Below are 18,537 nucleotides of genomic sequence, written 5' to 3' on the forward strand. Positions count from 1 at the left end.
AAAACTATGACGTTGATTCAATCAATTCATGCAAGACAAATCCTCGACTCAAGAGGTAATCCAACCGTAGAAGTAGATGTTTTCACCGAAAACGGTGCATTTGGCCGTGCGGCTGTACCCAGTGGCGCTTCCACCGGAGTAAATGAAGCAGTAGAACTCCGAGACGGAGACAATAGCAAATACTTGGGCAAAGGCGTCCTCAAAGCCGTCGCCAATGTCAATGATATCATCGCACCTGAGTTGGTCGGGATGGATGTTTTTGAGCAAAATACCATTGACCAGATCATGATCGGGCTCGACGGTACTCCTACCAAAAGCAAGCTAGGTGCCAATGCGATTTTGGGAGTTTCCCTTGCCGTCGCCAAAGCAGCAGCCATGGAGGCGGGTCAGCCCCTCTACAGATACATTGGTGGGGTCAATGCCAATACGCTTCCTGTCCCAATGTTGAATATCATCAATGGTGGCTCACACTCCGATGCACCCATTGCATTTCAGGAGTTTATGGTTCGTCCCATTGGAGCTTCCAGCTTCTCCGAGGCCATCCGAATGGGTGCGGAGATTTTTCATAATCTGAAGAAAATCCTTCATGACAAAGGACTCAGCACAGCAGTAGGGGACGAGGGAGGATTCGCTCCAAATTTCTCAGGTGGTACAGAAGAAGCCTTGGGCTGCATCCTGGATGCAATTGCAAAAGCAGGATACAAAGCAGGAGACGAAGTTACCATCGCTTTGGATTGTGCCTCTTCCGAATTTTACAAAGACGGAAAATACGACTACACCAAATTCGAAGGGCCAACCGGTAAAATCAGATCCAGAGAAGAGCAAGTGGCATACTTGACTGAATTGACTGAGAAATACCCAATCGACTCCATCGAGGATGGCTTCGCAGAAGAAGACTGGGCCGGATGGGCAATGCTCAATGCCAAAATCGGCGATAAAGTTCAGCTCGTAGGTGACGATCTTTTTGTGACCAACGTGAAATTCCTCAAAAGAGGAATCGAGGAGAAATCTGCAAACTCAATTCTAGTCAAAGTAAATCAGATCGGAACCTTGACAGAAACTCTTAACGCCATCAGCTTGGCACATAAGGCAGGGTTCACTGCGGTAATGTCTCATAGATCCGGAGAAACCGAGGATTCTTTCATCGCTGACTTAGCCGTGGCTGTAAACTGCGGACAGATCAAAACCGGTTCCGCTTCCAGATCTGATCGTATGGCCAAGTACAATCAGCTGCTACGCATCGAGGAGCAATTGGGAGAGTCTGCGGTATTCAAAGGCAGACTGAAATAAGTTGATGCTACTATCAATTGGACAGCTTACTACGGTAGGCTGTCTTTTTTTTGCATTATTTTTGTACATTTTCAGGATATCTATTTTATCATGAAAAAACTTCTCAAATACAGCAGCAACTTTTATGTATTGGCAACCCTGCTTTTTCTTTTTTGGATCACCTTCATTGATTCCAACAATCTGGTAAATCATTTCCGGCTCAGTCAAAAACTCTATCAGCTCGAAGATCAGAAGGAGTTTTATCAGGAGAAAAAAGTGAAAATCATGGCTGAACGCGAAGAACTTTTGAGCAATCCCGAACTCTTGGAGAAGTTTGCCCGTGAACGATACCTGATGAAAAAACAAACCGAGGATCTGTATGTCATTGTGGAAAAGTAAGTGGATGATTATGGCCCTTTTTGGGCTTTTTTTTGTCTCAAATCAGAGTTTTGCCCAACGGGAAATTTATGGAGACTCGACTTCTTTCAAAGATCGATTATATTATGGTGGAAATTTCGGCTTTGAGTTTGGGGTACTCACCCTGATTGATGTCTCACCACTTGTGGGTGTGATGATCACTCCAAAATTATCCGGCGGTCTAGGCGGTACTTTTCAGTATTACGATGACAATCGATTTCAAGGTGGACAAGGTACCTCCTACGGGGGCAGGGTTTTTGGGAGGTATAACATTCTGCCCAATATATTCACCCACATAGAATATGAATCAATCAACTGGAATGCCTACAATTACTTTTTGGAGGACTTCAGGCGGACTTGGACCAATGCCCTCTTTGTCGGAGTAGGGTATTTTGCTCCTTTTGGATCACGAGGAGGAGCTAATTTCACTTTTTTGTACAATCTACTTCACGACAATAGAAATTCTTACTATGCTGAACCTTATGCAATTCGAGTGGGTTTTGTCTTGTAATTATTGCATCTTCAAACCTACATGGATTCTTTCATCAGAAAAATTCACCTGGCGCATCAAGAGTGCTCCGACTGCCCTTCGCCTAAGCTAATCCAAACCTATTTTGAGGACTTGTTGGGATTACTTTTCCCGGAATACTCTGTCCAGAATATCCGCGAAGAAGAAGAGGTCAAATCCAGATTGGAAAACCTTCAAGCCCAGCTAGCGAGCATACTGACCCGCAATATCCACCTGCATTCCGGCGATGGTGAAAAACTGGCCAAGCGTTTCTTCAACGATCTTGAGCAAGTCTTCGACTGGATCAATCAGGATGTGGATGCCATGTTTGCAGGAGATCCGGCCGCCAAGTCCCGTACAGAGATCCTCCGAAGTTATCCGGGATTTTATGCGATTGCGGCCTATCGGATCGCGCATCTTTTGCTGCAATTGGGGATAAAGTTGATTCCTCGGATGATCACCGAATTTGCCCATAGCCGCACTGGCATCGACATCCACCCCGGTGCACAAATAGGACAGTTTTTCTGCATAGACCACGGCACGGGAGTCGTGATCGGCGAAACCACGGTGATAGGAAATCAGGTCAAAATCTACCAGGGAGTCACCCTGGGCGCACTCAGCGTGGACAAAGCCGATGCAGACACCAAGCGTCATCCCACCATCGAAGATAATGTCATCATCTATGCGGGTGCGACGATTCTTGGCGGAAAAACTGTCATTGGTAAAAACAGCGTCATCGGTGGAAATGTCTGGCTGACCAAATCGGTTCTTCCGGGTTCCAAGGTTTATTACCAAACCCAAATGCACCACGAGGAAGGCACCGTGACGGAAGTCTACGTATTCAAAAATGATATCGACCTGAGCCAATAAGGATTCTCCCCACCGGATGAGGCTTACCCATCGTGCACTTCCTCCTGTAAAGAAAGTGTCAAAAACCCCTCAAATACAAAATCATGAAACTCTTTGAACTGATCGGCAATACCCCCTTGGTAGAATTGGGAGCGATCCCGACCAATCCTAATGTCCGGATTTTTTGCAAAATGGAAGGGCAAAATCCGGGTGGCAGTGTCAAAGATCGGGCAGCTTACCAAATGATCCGCTCGGCTTTGGATCGGGGTGATATCAAGACCGGAGACAAGCTGGTCGAAGCGACCAGCGGCAATACCGGAATCGCTCTGGCGATGGTGGCCAAGGTCCTTGGACTGGACATGACTCTGATCATGCCTGACAATTCCACCAAAGAACGCGTACTTTCTATGGAGGCTTACGGAGCGAAAGTAATTCTCACACCCGCTGCGCAAACCATCGAATATTCCCGGGTTTTGGCAGAAAAGATGCGGGATGAGGAAGGCTACTTTATGCTCAATCAGTTTGGCAATCCGGACAATTATTTGGCACATTATAAGACGACAGGTCCGGAAATCTGGAAGGATACCGCCGGGAAAGTCACCCATTTTGTCTCCGCTATGGGGACCACAGGGACCATCATGGGTGTGTCGAGGTATTTGAAAGAGAAAAATCCAGCCATCCAAATTGTCGGAACCCAACCTACGGATGGTTCGAGTATTCCGGGGATCCGAAGATGGTCTCCGGAGTTTTTGCCCGCTATTTTTGAAAAGGAAAGAGTAGATCGCGTCATTGATGTGAGTCAGCAGCAGGCTACCGAGATGACCCGCCGCATGGCCAAAGAGGAAGGAATCCTGGCCGGAATGAGCAGTGGTGGGGCGCTTCATGCCGCAATAGAGCTTTCCAAAGAACTGGAAGATGGGCTGATCGTCTGCATCACCTGTGACCGGGGAGATCGGTATTTGAGTTCAGATTTGTTCGGATAATCTGGTTAAAATGGCTTGGGCTAAAGCCCCCTTAATAATCATTCACTTTTTCAGGAATGGGCTAAAGCACCATTCCAATTCATAGGATTGAATTCGAACCCATGAATTGCCCCCCGCTTTAGCGGGAGGGATAAAAATCAGGCAAGACATTTCCGGGCTTTAGCCCAATTCTTCCATTGGCAGTTGACAGAAAAAATACCGGGCGAAGGCACCATTCCAATTCAAAGGATTGAATTCGAACCCATGAATTGCCCCCCGCTTTAGCGGAGGGATAAAAATCAGGCAGGACATTTCCGGGCTTTAGCCCAATCCTTCCATTGGCAGTTGGGAGAAAAATTCCGTAGGCAGGGACGATCTTAAATCCGGAGATAGGTTCGACACCCTTCGGGGTCGTGGGGATGGTCACGCTCATTCGTTTTCCACGGGTTTCACCCGCGGCTATTGAGAGGTTTGACCCCTTGTCAGGGGTCGTGATTCTGGCGATTTGGAAATAATTGAAATTTGGAATCAGAAAAGATTGGAGAAAAAAATGACGATCCTGAAAGGATCGAACTTCTCAATAGCCCTAGGTGAAACCTAGGGAAAAATGTAAACGATAACGAGGACGACAACCCTGAAAGGGTTGAACTTATAGGAAAATGGAATTACTCCCGACAACTGTACGGGATTCCGAAAAAATAGGTTCGACACCCTTCGGGGTCGTGGGAGATCATGTGGGAATCGCCTTGTCCACGGGTTTCACCCGCGGCTATTGAGAGGTTTGACCCCTTGTCAGGGGTCGGGAATTTGAACCATCAATAGGTCTAAATGGTCATGAATCGAAACCAATGACCACGGAGTGGTCGAACCTCTGAATAGCCCTAGGTGCAACCTAGGGAAAAAGGAAATTAAGTTGGTAATGGGCAACCCCGTGAGGGGTTGAACTTGTGAGAAAGGGAATTACAAATTCCAAAAGATATTAGGGTGTAATTACAAATTACACCCAGCGTCCACGGAACCTCAACTCCGAAAGACATTAGACTACGCCGAGAAGGGGACTTTTTTTAAAGCCCTCATAATTTTTCTTACCAAAATCAAAAAAACCTTTTCATTTTCTCCAAGCCGGTCTTCACCACATACTCCGCATCCATCGTATAGTAAGTTGGATTGAAGAGTTCGAGGGAGAGGATGATGGGTTTGCCCTTTGATTTTAAGGTATCGGCTAGTTCCTGCATGGGCGCACCACCGTCTCCCGGGAATACCCGGTCCTTGTCCTGCTGCTCAGTTCTCGGGATTTCGGTTGGGAAATCATTCATGTGAAAGATATCAATCGCATGGCCATCGAGCATCTTCATTCCCTCGAAGCCTGATCCTCCCCGGAAGAGGTGATAGACGTCGGCCAGGATCTTGGCGTCTTGGTCATTCGCCGCCGCAGCTACTGCCATGGCTTGCCCCAAGTGGTAGAAGGATGGGAAGGCTCCCCAAAACTCCAGTTGGGGCATCACACCGGTCTTGCGGCCCAGGTCCAGCAGTCTTTTGTATTTCTCCCCTGCTTGGAGCAGATCAATCGGTGCCTCCGTCCCAATGGCTGGTGCCGCTACCCGTGGGCAGCCCAAGTCCGCCAAGATGCCCATTTCGGTCTCCATCTGGGCAAAGCCTGTCTTGCTTTTGGCCTCATCCTGCGCCATCCATGTCGGAAAACCAATGCAGTCAAAAAACTCCACTCCGGCATCAGATGCCAGCTTCTTAAGCGAAGCCACGGACTTTCCTGTTTCCAAATAGGCCTGAATCTCCATCATCCAGGGCTCGAATCCGTCGTAGCCCGTTTTGGCACAGAGCTCAATGATCTGAGGAAGGCTGAGCTTTTGTCCCCGAATCGTACTGGTATTCAGGGAAAACTTAAAGGAGCTTTCTTTTTTCTGAGGAGTTTGTCCAAAAACCGGGGCAGTGGTGGCGGCCAGCGGTGCAAGGGCTAACGTTTTTAATAGGTTTCTTCGGGTAGTCATGGGTGTTGAAATGAGTTAAAGTTTCCTTTCATAAGAACAGGATGCCATTCATAGATATTTTGGATAAATCTAAACGGATACCGTTTTCAATCGTAATTTACGGCATGCAAAAAATAATATTTTTTCTATTCACCGCATGCAGTTTTGTGAGCAATGGATATTCACAGGTGGCAGGAGATAATTTAGCTTACCTTCCAGAGTACCAAGCCCAGTTGCCCTATTTTCAGGAATTGATCACCGGTGGGCAATATGCGGAAGCCTCCCGTCTCATCCAAGGCAATCCTTATTTTGGTTCCAGGCAGTTTGAAAACGGCACCCTCACCATCAACGGAATCGTGTACCCGGAGGTGCCCCTGTTGTATGACAGCTACCTGGATCAGGTGGTTACTTTTCATCCCATTTTCAATCAAAAGATCCTGATCAAGCCCGAGAAGATCGATGGGTTTGTGCTGTCCAATGGATCAAGCTTTCGATTTATACCCGGAAATTCCGATTTTATCCACAATCAAAACGGCATCTATGAAGTATTGGGTTCCGGGGAATTTACGGCACTTGCCAAGCGGTATAAATCCACCAAATCCCTGCGCGAAATGTCACAATACGATGCGGTCTTTTTAGAGAAGGTAGCTTTTTTTCTGTGGAAAAATGAGACATTCTATCCCGTCAGCAAAGCAAATCAGGCCATTGCCATCCTTGGCTTGAATCCGAAAGAAACCAAAAAGCAACTTCGGGCAGCGGGGGTGAATTTCAGACAAAATCCGGAGCGATTCCTTCAATTTCTGGTCACCAAATCCGTGGAGAAATAAATTGCCTATGAAGCTTTTTACCAAGTGTTTATTTCTTCTGCTTTTCCTTTTTTCATCCGTAGTTTTTGCGCAGCAGACGAGCGACCGGATCACGGGATTTTTCCCCGGAGTATCCTTGGTGCGGTTTATGGAGTTGACTGAAAAGGAGACCTCCTTTCGGTTTTATTTCAAGGAGTCGGATGTGGAGGGAATTTCGGTCAATCTACAGGCAACAAATGATCGACTGGAAGATGTGTTGGGTTCGATTTTTCTCAATACCGATTTGAAATTTTCCATTTCCAAAACCAATGAAGTGTACATCAGTAAGGGTCAAAAACTGACCGTTGATTTTCCTGATTCATTTTTCTCCCAATCCACCGGCAATCAATCTACTGCGTCTCTGGGAAATGAGGATGAATTTGTACGAAACAGACGCTATGTCATCGGTGTGCCCAGTGGGGCGGGTACTACTGCCAAGATTCGGGGTCAGGTGATCAGCCTCGAGAAAGGAGAGCCAATCCAGGGGGCGATAGTTTACGAAAAACTCAGTCAAGCTCAGACTATTACCGACAAAGAAGGCCGATTTGAATTGAGTATCCCGAAGGGAAATCAGACCATTTTGGTTCAAAATATCGGGGGCTATACGGAGCAGCGATTGATTGACCTTCAGGGAGACGGGGAGCTGAATATGAGTATCGGGGAGGGAGTCTTTTCGCTCAGTGAGGTGGTGGTGAGATCCGGAGCGCTGACCAATGTGTCCCGACCTGAAATGGGAGTACAGTCACTGACTGTGCAGCAACTACGCAAACTGCCGGCAGTGATGGGCGAAGTGGACATTTTGAAAGGAATTCTGACCATGCCGGGGGTCAATACGGCCGGGGAAGCGAGTGTTGGGTTCAATGTACGGGGAGGAGCAGCCGATCAAAACCTGATTCTTTACGATCAAAATACGCTCTTTAATCCTTCTCATTTGTTTGGGTTTTTCTCTTCTGTGAATTCAGATATGGTGCAGGGAGTGGAGTTATACAAGGCCGGCATTCCAGCCAGTTTGGGTGGAAGATTATCCTCCGTGCTGCAGGTCACGCCGAAATTGGGAAGGACAGATAAAATAGGTGGTTCCGGGGGAATCGGGCCATTGACGAGTCGGCTAAGTCTCGATGGGCCGCTTGGAGAAAAGACCACCTTCATCGTCGGGGGTAGGATGACGTATTCGGATTGGCTTTTAGACTACCTGGAGGACCGTGCGGACTTGGGAGCCAGCCGGGCATTTTTTGCTGATTTCAATGGGACGATTGAACATCAGCTAAACGAAAAGAACATCCTCAGACTGACAGGATACTACAGCCAGGATGAGTTTCAGTTTGATCCGGACACCGTTTACAGCTACTCCAATCAGAATTATGCGCTGTCCTGGACGCATTATTTCAATGATCAGGTGGAAGCTACATTTTCTGTGGGGCAGGATGCCTACGATTTTCAGGTGCAGGGAGAGGATAATCCGCTGAATTCTTACCGCTACAACTTTGATATCCGACAGCGATTTATCAAAGCGCAATTCCGTCAGGAAAAAGGGGACAAGCACATTTTCTCCTACGGAGTTCATTCCATTTGGTATGATTTGAATCCCGGGGAGATTGCTCCTTTTGGAGCGGAAAGTATTGTGATACCTGACAAAGTGGCTTCCGAAAGGGCGCTTGAAACCTCCCTCTTTTTCGGAGATGAGTTTGAGGTCAATGATCAATTGACTGTATCGGGAGGATTACGCTATAATCTTTACGGATACTTTGGACCTCAGACCTTGCCGGTCTATGCGAGTGGTGAGCCTAATTTGCCTCAAAATATTACCGGTGAGCAAAATTTCAATTCCGGCGAACTGGTCAAGACGTACCATGGTCCGGAGTTTCGACTCTCGGGTCGCTATGCGCTGACCAATTGGTCTTCGATCAAAGCCGGAGTGAATACCATGCGTCAGAACATCCATTTGCTGAGCAATTCTTCGGTCATCACCCCGACCGATACCTGGAAGCTGAGTGATGCATTTATCGCTCCGCAGCGGGGAATACAATATGCTTTGGGCTATTTTCAAAACCTAAAAAACAATACGATTGAGTTTTCGGCTGAGGTTTATTACCGATCGATGCAAAACTTACTGGACTACCGATCCGGGGCATCCATTGTCCTAAATGACCGTATCGAGCAGGATGTCCTCGTGACCAAGGGAAGAGCCTATGGATTGGAGCTTTTTCTCTTAAAATCCACCGGAAAATTGAACGGCTCGATCGCCTACACCTATAGCCGCTCCCTGCTGCAGACTGATCCAAGCGAAGGCAAAGAGCAAATCAATCGCTCAGAGTGGTATCCAAGTAATTTTGATCAGCCCCATAATGCCAACATCGTCCTGAATTATGAACTGAGTAGGAGACTGAATACGACCCTGGCGGGAAAATACAGTACCGGTCGTCCGGTAACCTTGCCTGTAGCCAAATTTGAATATGGAGGTTCGGAGCGAGTCTACTTTGGAGATCGGAACTCCGTGCGGATTCCGGACTATTTCCGGTTGGATTTTTCGGTCAATCTGGAGGGTAATCATAAAGTCAAAAAGCTCGCTCATGCATCCTGGTCATTTGGTGTCTACAATATCCTTGGCAGGGATAATCCCTATTCGGTGTACTATATTCCCGAGGGGGGAAAATTGCAGGGCTATAAGCTGTCGATCTTCGCAGAGCCTATCCCGTTTATCACTTATAATTTCAGATTCTGATGGATACGTTTCAACATATCAGACAGCTGAAGCAAAGCTTGGATAGCTATCCGCTAAGACGAATGGGGATGAGCTTTTTTTCGATTTTATCATTTTTCCTGCTTCCCTATTTCCCGACAGCACAACTCCATGCGCGTCAGTCGGATTTACCAAAGGAATCGGTCCAATTTAGCATCCCAAAGACACTATATCTGGCAGGCGAGAAGATCTGGTTTGAGGCGGAGGTAAAATCCGGCACCAATTCCAGTCCTTCAAAAGTCCTTTACGCTGAATTAGTTGATCGGTATTCCAACTCCGTAGCTTACACTAAAGTGCCATTGGAAAGCGGAATGGCTTTGAATTACCTTTTACTGTCTGATGCCATACCCTCCGATCACTATCTACTTCGGATCTATACCCGAATCAGCCCCTATTTGGATCTGGATTTGGGCATCGCCCAGCAGTTTGTGACAGTGATCAATCCCAAAATTCCCCCAAAACTAGTCGAAGGTGCTTCAACTTCTCGGGCTGGAGAGATTTCTACCACCGCTGATTTTGGAAAACTCAGCAAACCTAAGCCCAAAGCAGGTGAAACTTTTGCCTTGGCTTTTGAGCAGGAAAAGCAGCTTGTAGCTTCGGGAATCTCGATTTTCAATCCTTATTTGCCTGATGAACAGCAGCAGTACAAGTCTTCGGAGGTTTATGCTTCGCTGGCTCAAAAGTCACTTTTGCCGGAGCTTTTTGGTCATATAGTCGAATCCAAAGTACCCAATGCGGATACCACTTTGACCTATTTCCTTTCACTGCATGGTTCCCAAAGTGCGCTATTCACGGATCGGGCGGATGAAAAAGGACAAATACTCTTTGACGCTGGAGGACTTTCACATTGGGATCGATTGATCATTCAGCTGGAAGACGGTGCCGAAATGGAAGGCCTCGAAATCGTGTCACCGGTCATCAACACCAAATTTTCCCCAAGCTTTCAATTCCCAACCTTATCCATCGAACCGACCGATCTTGAGTTTCTGAATCTCCTGCAAAAGGCCTCAGCCATTGAGGCGTATTACCTCGAAAACTATGAGCAGGATTCGTTGGAAGTAGTCACGGGATTTGTAGCGGATCACACCTTTCTATTGGATGATTATACCCGGTTTGAAACGGTGGAGACTGTAGTTCGGGAATATATTCCCAGTGTATTTGTCCGGACTCAGAACAAAAAGAAAGTCTTTAGACTGGTCAATGAAGCGGTCAAGTCTGTTTTTGAAACCAACCCACTGATTCTGATCGATGCGATGCCCGTGTTTGATTCGGATCTGCTTTCCGGCTTCAATCCTAAATTCCTTTCCAAACTTGAGGTGCTCAATCGGGAATTTTACCTCAACGATAGGACATATCCCGGGGTACTGAGTTTTACCAGTTACGAAAATAATTTCGGTCTTTATCCTTTGGCTCCATCAGCCCGGTTTTTTGACTACTTCGGTCTCCAGCCAAAAATAGAACTTGACAAAGCTCAATTTAGCAAGCCAATGGTACTTGGTAAATTTCCTGATTATCGGACTGTGTTGTTTTGGGGAAATTCTGAGACCGAAACTATTCAAGCTTCAAGTATGAGCGGGACGTATATGCTGTGGGTTAGATTTTTGGATGACTCAGGAAAATTTCAGGTTTCAAAGCGAAAATTCGACATTACACCATGAAGGGCACAAGACTAAAAACAACACTTTTACGATTTGCCGTATTGACTGCCTGCGTCATGGTTATGTTTGCGTGCAGAGAACCTTTTGAGCCGGAAAATCCGCAGTCCGCCACCTCAGTGCTGGTAGTTGAGGGCTATATTGATACGGAAGGTTTGGAGAGTCAACTAAGAATAAGCCGGACCGTTCCCATCAATTCGGCTACAAGTTCAAGTCCGGAGATCGGTGCGCTTGTTACCTTAATTTCTGAAAATGGCGCTGCCTATTCACTTGCAGAAACTGAACCCGGAATCTATCTTATTTCTCAGAATCTTCAGGAAGACGCCAACTATACCCTCGAAATTCAACTTCATGATGGAGAACGTTTTGAATCTACTCCAATGAGACCGATCAGGACTCCGGAAATCCTTGACGCAGGTTTTGTCCGGGATGAAGATGGCGTGGAGGTTTTTGTCAATACCCAAGGCAATGAGATAGCCGATGATTTCTTATGGACATTTGAGGAAACTTGGATTTATCGTCCCCGAATCAGAACAACCTACATCTATGATGCTTCGATCAAAGATGTGAGAACCAGGACAGCATCTGAGCAGATTGCGCGTTGTTTCAAAAGCGAGCAAAATCCTGATATTTTACTGGAAACAAGTTCGAGATTTCAGAATCAGGTGGTATTCAGACAGACGATCACCGAAATACCCACAGGGGATGAGCGGATTCAGGAGCGATATAGTATTCTGATTTCCCAGAAAGCACTGGACCCGGCGGCGGTTCAATTTTGGGAAACTTTGAAGCGAAATACAGAGGATATAGGTTCCATTTTCAGTCCTTTACCTTCACAGATTTCTGGGAATATCAGAGCTGTGGATGATTCCGGTATTGGTGTCTTAGGTCAGGTGAGCATGGGGGTGACCAAGCAGCGAAGGATTTATATCAATCTTACAGACGTTTCCCCTTGGGGGTACAGCGATCCCGAATTCAACGATTGTGTCATTGAGGAAGAAGCAGTCAGGATGTCCGATTATGAGTCGATTTTTGGTAGTGGATTTATTGTTCCGGCTCGGGAGTTAATGGAAGGAACTTCCATAGTGGGGTATTATCCTACCACTAAAAGATGTGCAGATTGCACACTTTATGCTTCTCCGATTGTTCCGGATTTTTGGGAACAGGATTGAGTGTAGTGCGCTTAGGAGTTTTTCTTACGGAGTTCTGAATTAAGGAAATTACTCAGCCGAGTCTTGTATTCTGCTTCGCCGGGATAAGCTGGAGTGAGACCGTTTTTTTCCGGAAAGGACTCCATGTGCAGCGTTTGTGTGGGAAATGCGAAGCGGACACCCAGGGTATTTGCCAACTTGACGATTTGAATCAGAATTTCGTGTCTTGATTTGAGTTCTTCCGGCCATGTGGGGACTTCAAAGAAAATATAGAACATGATGTCCTGGCTGTAGGCGGAAAGGTTGTTGAAGAAAATGTTGAAATAGTCTTTTCTCGTTTTTGGATGCGCTAATACAATTTCCTGAAGCCCTTTGACAAACTCCTCGATCAATTCCGGTGGTGTGTCATAGGTGATGGTCAGCGTGGTGAAAAAACGACGGTATTGACGCAAGCCATGATTGTCTACGACTGCATCTGCTATTTTTCCATTTGGCACATACATGACTGAATTTCGGAAAGTCCTGATCCGGGTAGATCTAAATCCAACTTCCTCCACCGTTCCGTCTATTTCTCCGGAAGTCACCCAATCCCCCACTTGAAAGGGTTTGTCAATGAAGATCATGATGGATCCAAAAAAGTTTTTGATCGTGTCTTGGGCTGCCAATGCAATCGCGACCCCACCGATTGAGATTCCAGTCAGGAAGGGGAGAATGTCGAAATTGAGCCCATCTCGAAGCACGAATAAAGTGCCCACTAAAATAACCAGCGCTTTGAGCGTCTTGCGGATCAGCGGAACGAGTTGATCATCGAGTGTGGATTCGGTTTTTGCAGCAAGGCTTGCAAAATATGCTGCTACTACATCGACGATTTTGTAGAAAATCACCGTGATCAGAAAGGGCTTCAGGGTATCAAAGACCGGTACAATCCAGGCATATATTTCTACCGGTAACTGTAAAATGCGAATCAGGAAGGAAAGCAAAAGTACAATCAGATAGAAGCTGGTGATTTTGGCAACAGGCAGCAGGTAATTTTCCCCGATGTAGCCATAGCCCAATCGGTCCAGGACGTAAATCAGCCCCTTGTCCACCAGAAAAGTGAAAACCAAATGCGCTAAGAATGTCAGGAAGATCAGGAAGGTAATTCCGGCCAGTTGCCAAAGTTGGAGACCGAGATATTCACTCGTGCCTATTTTTGGCAGGATATTGAGAAGTCGATCTGTGCCATAGGGGTAGGTCTCGCGATGGAGGTCGGTAATCTGGGCAACTGAAAAGGAAGAAAATTTCCATTGGTTGCCAACCTTATCCAAGAAAATTGCTGGAAGTTTTACCTTATCAAAGTAGAATCGCTGTTCTCCATTTGCGGTAGAATCTGTAAAGTTTGCGTCGTTTGGGATTTCACTGGTTCGTATTACGATCCCTTTTCCTTCAAAAATCTGCTGAAGTTTGATCGCAAGTTCTTCAGGATCGCCTTCCGTGTTTTTTAAATCGAGCGTTTTGGCTGCTCGCTCGGGAAAGAAATGATTTCGATCCAGATTGTAGAAAAAGGTAAGTGTGGTATGATAGGGTGAGTTTAAGTTTACGTCCTCTTCAATGGACGAGGGTAATTCATTGTCCGTAATAAGTTGTGGATGTGCGTGTTGGAAAAGTGAAATGAAGAAAATAAAAACTAAGCAGAGCCTCTTAGACATCATTGATTTCGTTTGATTTGCCCCTGCAAGTTACTTTATCCTCAAAGCCAAGCCAAGTGATTGAAGTCAATCGGGCATCAGGTACTCCAGGATTCGACTCCCACTGACGGTTCGGATTACGTATTGCCCCTTGGTGGATTGGTGGCTGATTTGGATAGGACCTTCACTTTCAAGCGGGGTGGTGGTCAGCATATCTCCTTTCAGATCATACAGGTAACCAAAGCCCTGCTCAGGATCGGAGACAGCAAGAATCTTTCTGTTTGATCCAAAATCAAAATAACCAAACTTCAGGTTTTCTCCTGATAAAAGGAGTGAAAACAATACCTTTTCCTGGTCGTCCGAGACGACAGTCTTTGCGTATTGTTTTGACAGAATTAACTCAGCATAACCCGACTGATCAGCAATTAATTCAAAGCGATCATCTCGATTTTCTTTGACCAGCTGTGTCCTGTAAGTGATTTCGCCATTGAAGCTTGCATGGATCAATTCGCCGGATTGAGAAATTGCCGAAATCTTCAGAGAATTTCCCCTTGCCCCGGAAGTAATGTTAATAGGTGTGATGAAATCCTTTCCTAAGCTTAGCGGAGAACCGGATTGTTTTTCTCCTCTACGATTAAAAAGGTGAACATTACCGGATGCAGACTGGGCTACCATGAAGTCCCCTTTTCCGGGAACCCGGATGTGTCGAGGAGTCAAGATCACCCGTTCTTGCAGTTTCAATGGATCCCATCCTTCGAGTTTTTTTCCATTTCTGTCCAGAAGCCATAGGTTTCCGGATTCAGTGGCTATGAAATAGCGGTATTCCCGTGTATTGTCATAGTCTACCAGATTTAAGTGTGTGATTCGTTCGTTGAGCGAGACGGGGAATCCCGGAAGGGGATTGCCGAGGCGGTCGATTGCATAGAGATTTTCAGCAGTGGCAATCAGCAGTTGAAGTTTGCCGTTTTTCAGAAAATCGATCTGATAAGCATCCGAAACCACAGGCCCCGAAAGTGGAACTGAATAAACCTTCTCGCCTCCGGAATTTATTAAGTGAAGCACATGATTGGTGTCTTGCACTACCAGATCCTCTGTTCTGTCATTGAAGTTCAAAATGGCTTTGGGGCCGAAGACTATTTTGTCAGAAAGCGTAATTGTTTTAGCTGGAATCAGACTCACTCCGGCTGTTTCTTTCACCGCGCTGACTCCTGAGGATTGATAGGGGATGGTCAACGTTGCCTCAGGCTTTCCACCGATCTGATTTATTCTCAAACTCACGAATGGGAAAGCACGGAAGGTCGGAGCATAGATCTGCAGGAATGGACTCCAGGAGGGATTGCTTTTGTTTTCCCAGCTTTCCCAGATCTTGTCGATCAGAAAAGTTTTGGAATAGCCAGCGGCAGGATTGATTGCCCGGTTTCCGGGGAAGGATTCGGGCGCTTTTGCCCAAGTGTTGCCCATGGCAAAATCATCCAAAATCATCTTCATTCCGGCCGCCGAATTGGACATCACGAGGATTTCTCCCAATAAACTGATGTGTGTCTGCGGAAATCCGGCAAACTTCCCGTTGAATAAATGTGCCGGGAAATCTTCTTCCGGGAAATACAAAATCTCCGAATCCCGGTAAAAGTCCGATTGCTCACTGTCTGTACTGGTTCGGTATTCTTTCAGAAAAGCAATGGCCTGGGCAGGATTTAAAACTCGGGCTAAGACCACTTGATTGTCATTTTGATTTCCGAGGTTTTCCAGTTTTAAATAGTAGAATTCACCCGAAAAATTATCCAAAAAGCCACGGTCAGTGAGCTTGCTTTGGATTTCTCCACTGATGGTAGATTTGGAGGTAAAGGCGGTATTTCGCAGTTTTTGTGTTTCAAAGACCCCATCCATGTTGATTTGGGTGATGGTCTGTGTTCGGGAGGAGATTACCTTTTGAAATTCCGGGAAATTCGCCCTCACCGCCGGAGTGAAGTCCAATTCTTCTGAGAGAATTGCAGGACCTTTAAAGATGAGCTGACCTTCCTCAAAAGTCAGGTTCAGAGCAAACACGGCATCATTTTGCGCAAGTTCTTTAACCGTAATATTGTCTCTTTCCTTACTGATTCCCTCCAAAAGTTTGGATAGGCCATGGGCTGAAAAGATCAGTCTTCCCTGCTCCGCATCCAGTTTCAAATTGGAAGAAAGTTTCGAAGCGAGTGAGTTTTGATCTGCGCTGATATAGAGTCGGATAGCCTCCTCTATGATAAAAGAGGAGGAAGAGGCCAATAGAACATTGCCTAAGACAGACACGGACCACTTCCGCGAGTTTGCGGAATCGAAAAATTCCAAGACTTCGATGTCGCTGTACGTTCGGGATTGAATCCGGATGGATTTGGGTATCCGGCTTTTTATTTCTTCCAAAAAATCAAGCGGTGAATTAGCTCCGAAATTGACGGTGAATAGAAGGTCAAAACTGTCAATTCCCGTGGCGTGGTAGCTGATGGTAACTTGCTTATTGCGAAGTGTCCGGGAAACCTGCCCATTCGCACCAGTCAGGCTGTCCAAACTGACCAATTGATCAGCAGTTTTGGCAAAAGCCGGAAGTTGGGAAATCACTTCCCAGAGGGGTTGGCTTACCAGTTCATTCCATGTTTGATCTGCCTGATTTGATTCAAACACAAATACAGCCTCAGGATGGATCAGATCCAGGCTATTGATGTTTCTTCCGGAGAGGAAATTTAGATAAAGCCAAAATCCACCCCAGGAAACGAGGATAATTACAGCGATTATCAAAAGGCTTTTCCAGATTTTCACAATACTTCCAGGACTGATTTCATTGACATAATACAAAAAACAGACCTAAGAAACCCCGTTTTTGAGCGGTGAATCTTAGGTCTTAGCTTATTTTTTGTTTGAATTACTTGGAAAGGTTGTCCAATACATTCATTACTTCCTTGACATGACCTCGGGATGTCTCAAGCAATGCTTTTTCTTCCGCATTGAGATCCAGCTCAAGTACTTTTTCAACACCGTTTTTGCCTAAAATTACCGGAACGCCCAAGTAGCAGTCATCGATGCCATATTCGCCGTCCAGTTTGATGCATACCGGGAATACACGTCGCTGATTTTTCAGGATGGCTTCTACCATTTGTGCGGCAGCAGCTCCCGGAGCATACCAAGCAGAAGTCCCCATCAACTTGACCAGTTCCCCACCTCCAAATTTGGTGCGTTCGATGATGGCGTCCAGCTTGTCTTTGGCGACCAATTCCGTCACAGGAATACCTGCCACTGTAGTGTATCGAGGAAGTGGAACCATCGTGTCGCCGTGGCCTCCCATCAGAATCGCCTGAATTTCTTTTCCTGATACATTGAGTTCTTCGGCCAGAAATGCTCTGTAGCGAGCTGTATCCAGGATACCCGCCATACCGATCACTTTATTTCTGCTCAGTCCGGAAGTCAGATGTGCCTGATAGGTCATCACATCGAGTGGGTTGGAGACCATAATGATGATCGCATTTGGAGAATATTTCACCACATTTTCAGTCACAGACTTGACGATGCCGGCATTGGTTTCGATCAGATCGTCTCGGGTCATACCCGGCTTTCTCGGAAGACCGGAAGTGATCACGACCACGTCTGAATTGGCAGTTTTGCTGTAGTCATTGGTGCTGCCCACAGTTCTGCTGTCGTACTGATTGATCGGGGCTTTCTGCCAGATGTCAAGGGCCTTACCTTCTGCGATACCTTCCTTGATATCAATTAAAACAATTTCTTCGGCTACTTCGCGATATGCTAAAACATCGGCACAGGTAGCACCTACGTTGCCTGCACCTACTACGGTTACTTTGCTCATGATTTTGATGATTTTTTTATGATTACTGGCTTTAAAAGCGCCGCTAAGATATTAAACAACAACAAGTATTCGAAGCTTGGCTTCGAATACTTTAGGATGGGTTCAGGAATTTTGATGAACGAAAATCAGAGCAGATGAACCGCTATTCAAACATTTGTCTGAGGCTGAAAAATCCGAATGACTCCCGATAGGAGCGAAAAAGGCGCTGGTTGTTGGCATTGAAGTATTCAGAGAGCGAGGTCATCATTTTGGCTTTGATCTTTGGATTGCTGTCAAAAATCTCCTGAATCGCAAAGTGCGGTATCACGATCAACTCTGCTTCATCCGAAGTGATCAAGGCGGTGTAAGTCCGCTTGGCCTCTTCTAAAAGTGAATTTTCACCAAAAGCTTCCCCACGACCTACTTCCATGATGGTTTCAAAATTGTCCTTGATATCAATGGTCAGGTCTACTTTTCCTTTTTTGATGAGGTAAAGCGCCTGGCTTGGATCCTTGCTGAAAAAAACCACCTCATCGCGAAGGTATTTTCTGTGGTGCATTGCGGGAATAAAGCGGGCTAGCTCTTTTTGTCTCAGTCGCTCAAAAAACTTGATCCCCTGCAAAAAATCAAACATCAGCAGCTGCTCCTCGTCGTAGGTTTTTGAAAATGGATTTATCATGG

The 18,537-nt window shown here is 46.2% G+C and carries 15 protein-coding genes; 9 read left to right on the forward strand and 6 right to left on the reverse strand.

Going from position 1 to position 18,537, the window contains the following annotated elements; genetic code table 11:
- The first annotated feature begins 6 nt into the window (after window positions 1–6).
- From eno to cysM, 5 genes are all read left to right on the forward strand, one after another.
- On the forward strand, window positions 7–1,290 hold the full coding sequence (gene eno / locus C4S61_RS03355; RefSeq protein WP_103923375.1) for a phosphopyruvate hydratase: 1,284 nt from the start codon (window positions 7–9) through the stop codon (window positions 1,288–1,290).
- A gap of 90 nt (window positions 1,291–1,380) precedes the next feature.
- Complete coding sequence (locus tag C4S61_RS03360; protein ID WP_103923376.1) at window positions 1,381–1,668, forward strand: FtsB family cell division protein; 288 nt, start codon at window positions 1,381–1,383, stop codon at window positions 1,666–1,668.
- Window positions 1,649–2,197, forward strand: a complete 549-nt coding sequence (locus tag C4S61_RS03365) for a hypothetical protein (protein ID WP_103923377.1) — start codon at window positions 1,649–1,651, stop codon at window positions 2,195–2,197. The genes C4S61_RS03360 and C4S61_RS03365 overlap by 20 nt, the downstream gene beginning before the upstream one ends.
- A gap of 21 nt (window positions 2,198–2,218) precedes the next feature.
- A complete protein-coding gene (locus tag C4S61_RS03370; protein WP_103923378.1) occupies window positions 2,219–3,064 on the forward strand; it encodes a serine O-acetyltransferase in 846 nt (281 codons plus the stop codon).
- An 83-nt stretch (window positions 3,065–3,147) separates the two neighbouring features.
- Complete coding sequence (gene cysM / locus C4S61_RS03375) at window positions 3,148–4,026, forward strand: cysteine synthase CysM (protein WP_103923379.1); 879 nt, start codon at window positions 3,148–3,150, stop codon at window positions 4,024–4,026.
- 118 nt (window positions 4,027–4,144) lie between these two features.
- On the opposite strand, the gene C4S61_RS03380 is transcribed toward cysM, so the two are convergent.
- Both C4S61_RS03380 and C4S61_RS03385 read right to left on the reverse strand, forming a co-directional pair.
- On the reverse strand, window positions 4,145–4,438 hold the full coding sequence (locus C4S61_RS03380; RefSeq protein ID WP_103923380.1) for a hypothetical protein: 294 nt from the start codon (window positions 4,436–4,438) through the stop codon (window positions 4,145–4,147).
- Window positions 4,439–5,099: 661 nt separating this feature from the next.
- Window positions 5,100–6,011 carry a sugar phosphate isomerase/epimerase family protein gene (locus tag C4S61_RS03385; RefSeq protein WP_103923381.1) on the reverse strand — a complete coding sequence of 304 codons (912 nt, stop codon included), beginning with the start codon at window positions 6,009–6,011 and terminating at the stop codon, window positions 5,100–5,102.
- A 104-nt stretch (window positions 6,012–6,115) separates the two neighbouring features.
- On the opposite strand from C4S61_RS03385, the gene C4S61_RS03390 reads away from it, so the two are divergent.
- From C4S61_RS03390 to C4S61_RS03405, 4 genes are read left to right on the forward strand one after another with little or no spacing between them, the layout of a single operon-like run.
- A complete protein-coding gene (locus C4S61_RS03390) occupies window positions 6,116–6,817 on the forward strand; it encodes a hypothetical protein (RefSeq protein ID WP_103923382.1) in 702 nt (233 codons plus the stop codon).
- Window positions 6,818–6,824: 7 nt separating this feature from the next.
- Window positions 6,825–9,557, forward strand: a complete 2,733-nt coding sequence (locus tag C4S61_RS03395; RefSeq protein WP_103923383.1) for a TonB-dependent receptor — start codon at window positions 6,825–6,827, stop codon at window positions 9,555–9,557.
- The gene (locus C4S61_RS03400; protein WP_103923384.1) at window positions 9,557–11,233 is read left to right on the forward strand and encodes a hypothetical protein; all 1,677 of its coding nucleotides are present in this window, start codon (window positions 9,557–9,559) and stop codon (window positions 11,231–11,233) included. Before C4S61_RS03395 ends, C4S61_RS03400 begins: the two co-directional genes overlap by 1 nt.
- The gene (locus tag C4S61_RS03405; protein WP_103923385.1) at window positions 11,230–12,402 is read left to right on the forward strand and encodes a DUF4249 domain-containing protein; all 1,173 of its coding nucleotides are present in this window, start codon (window positions 11,230–11,232) and stop codon (window positions 12,400–12,402) included. Before C4S61_RS03400 ends, C4S61_RS03405 begins: the two co-directional genes overlap by 4 nt.
- Window positions 12,403–12,413: 11 nt before the next feature.
- On the opposite strand, the gene C4S61_RS03410 is transcribed toward C4S61_RS03405, so the two are convergent.
- From C4S61_RS03410 to C4S61_RS03425, 4 genes are all read right to left on the reverse strand, one after another.
- Entirely contained in the window at window positions 12,414–14,072 is a 1,659-nt protein-coding gene (locus tag C4S61_RS03410) for a mechanosensitive ion channel family protein (protein WP_103923386.1), read from the reverse strand.
- 63 nt (window positions 14,073–14,135) lie between these two features.
- On the reverse strand, window positions 14,136–16,838 hold the full coding sequence (locus tag C4S61_RS03415; protein ID WP_146064335.1) for a hypothetical protein: 2,703 nt from the start codon (window positions 16,836–16,838) through the stop codon (window positions 14,136–14,138).
- Between the two features lie 103 nt (window positions 16,839–16,941).
- Window positions 16,942–17,877, reverse strand: coding sequence for a malate dehydrogenase (gene mdh, locus C4S61_RS03420; protein ID WP_103923388.1), 936 nt, complete (start codon window positions 17,875–17,877; stop codon window positions 16,942–16,944).
- A 142-nt stretch (window positions 17,878–18,019) separates the two neighbouring features.
- Complete coding sequence (locus tag C4S61_RS03425) at window positions 18,020–18,535, reverse strand: Crp/Fnr family transcriptional regulator (protein ID WP_103923389.1); 516 nt, start codon at window positions 18,533–18,535, stop codon at window positions 18,020–18,022.
- Window positions 18,536–18,537 lie beyond the last annotated feature (2 nt).

The sequence above is a fragment of the Algoriphagus boritolerans DSM 17298 = JCM 18970 genome (assembly GCF_900108085.1).
GTDB lineage: Bacteria > Bacteroidota > Bacteroidia > Cytophagales > Cyclobacteriaceae > Algoriphagus > Algoriphagus boritolerans.